General features: G+C 67.8%; 3 protein-coding genes. All 3 read left to right on the top strand.

Annotation, left to right across the window (positions count from 1 at the left end):
* Positions 1–874, top strand: an 874-nt coding sequence (locus ACMO6A_RS13030) for an HAD-IC family P-type ATPase (RefSeq protein WP_418471383.1), incomplete at its 5' end; no start/stop codon positions are given.
* A 137-nt stretch (positions 875–1,011) separates the two neighbouring features.
* Positions 1,012–1,317 carry a FeoA family protein gene (locus ACMO6A_RS13025; protein WP_226844574.1) on the top strand — a complete coding sequence of 102 codons (306 nt, stop codon included), beginning with the start codon at positions 1,012–1,014 and terminating at the stop codon, positions 1,315–1,317.
* 124 nt (positions 1,318–1,441) lie between these two features.
* Positions 1,442–1,659 (top strand): FeoA family protein (locus tag ACMO6A_RS13020; protein WP_418471382.1); only part of this gene is annotated, 218 nt, incomplete at its 3' end.

The following is a 1,659-nucleotide window of genomic DNA, read 5'->3' as shown; positions in this document are numbered from 1 at the left end:
CCCCGGCGCCCCCGCCGACGATCGCGCGCTCGCGCTCATAGCGGGCCTCGAGCAGTCGTCGTCGCACCCGCTGGCCGCCAGCATCGTGGCCGCCGCGCAGCAGCGCGGCGTGCAGCCTGCGGCCGTGCGCGACGTGCAGGCCGTGGCGGGCGTCGGCGTGAAGGGCGTGCTTGAAAATGGCTCGCACGCCCTCATCGCGAACGCGCGCTATCTGGACGAGCAGCGCATCCCCTACGATCGTTCCGCCTTCGACCAGCTGGCAGGCCGTGGCCTCACCGTCAGCTACCTCGTGATCGACGGCGAGGTGCGCGGCGTGGTGGCGCAGGGCGACCAGATCAAGCCCACCGCCCGCGAGGCGGTGCGACAGCTCAAGGCGCGCGGCATCGCGCCCGTGATGCTCACCGGCGACAACGAGGCGGCGGCCCGCGCCGTGGCGCACACGCTCGGCATCGACGAGTTCCGCGCCGGCTTGCTGCCCCAGGACAAGGTGCAGCTCGTGCAGCAGCGCCGCGATGCGGGCGACGTGGTGATGATGGTGGGCGACGGCATCAACGACGCGCCGGCGCTGGCCCGCGCCGACGTGGGCGTGGCCATCGGCGCGGGCACCGACGTCGCCATCGGCTCCGCCGACGGCGTGCTCGTGAAAAGCGACCCCGAGGACATCGCGCGCCTGCTCGCCCTCGGCACGAACACCACGCGCAAGATCAAGCAGAACCTCTGGTGGGGCGCCGGCTACAACATCGTGGCCATCCCGCTGGCGGCCGGCGTCCTCGCGCCGGTGGGCATCCTGCTCAGCCCCGCCGTGGGCGCGGTCCTCATGAGCCTGTCCACCGTCATCGTCGCCGTCAACGCGATGACCCTCAGAAACAAATGAGGCGACCGCGCCCCGCGCCCTGCAGCGTCCTCGTCCCAGTCCAACAATATGCGGAAAATGTTAGCTAAGGCTTCCATTCCCCGAGAGTTTGCTATAAGATACTTTTGTTACATGAAGCTAACTCGATGGGAGTCACCATGGACAACGCAACGGTTGCGAGCATGCAGGGAACGGTCGGTCGTACGGACGCAGGGTCTGCGCAGGGCATCGCCTGCCAGCAGATGCCGCTTTCGTTCCTGAAGGGCGGCGAGACGGGCACCATCGCGAAGGTGCGCGGTCGCGGCGATCTGCATCATCATCTGGAGAACCTCGGCTTCGTCGAGGGCGCGCAGGTGACGGTGGTGTCCGAGGCTGCCGGCGACCTCATCGTCGAGGTCAAGGGCATCCAGGTCGCGCTCAACCGCCAGGTCGCGGCGCATATCATCACGAACGCCGCCGCGTAGCACCTCCGCAAGCCACGCACGAGCACGAACGGATGTTTCACGTGAAGCATCTGCCGTGCCGTTTGGCGTGCGCGCATCGAGTTGGCATCACCGCAAGGAACCTCAAGGAAAGGAAACGGGGCATATGGCAGAAGTTCAAGATCGAACGCTGCGCGACGTGGCCATCGGCGACACCGCCACCGTCCGTCGCCTGACGGGCGAGGGCGCGCTCAAGCGTCACATCATGGACATGGGCATCACCAAGGGGACGAGCGTGTTCGTTCGCAAAGTCGCGCCGCTGGGCGATCCGATCGAGGTCACGGTGCGCGGATACGAGCTGTCGCTGCGCAAGAGCGAGGCGGA

Origin of the sequence: Eggerthella sp. (assembly GCF_048329335.1) — a bacterium.
Taxonomy (GTDB): domain Bacteria; phylum Actinomycetota; class Coriobacteriia; order Coriobacteriales; family Eggerthellaceae; genus Eggerthella; species Eggerthella lenta.
The sequence above is the reverse complement of the archived record's forward strand: the minus strand, read 5'-3'. Positions and strand labels throughout refer to the sequence as shown.

Bases quoted from the DNA above. Each gene is read 5' to 3' on its own strand.
- ACMO6A_RS13025 (WP_226844574.1), top strand. From the start codon at position 1,012: ATGGACAACGCAACGGTTGCGAGCATGCAGGGAACGGTCGGTCGTACG.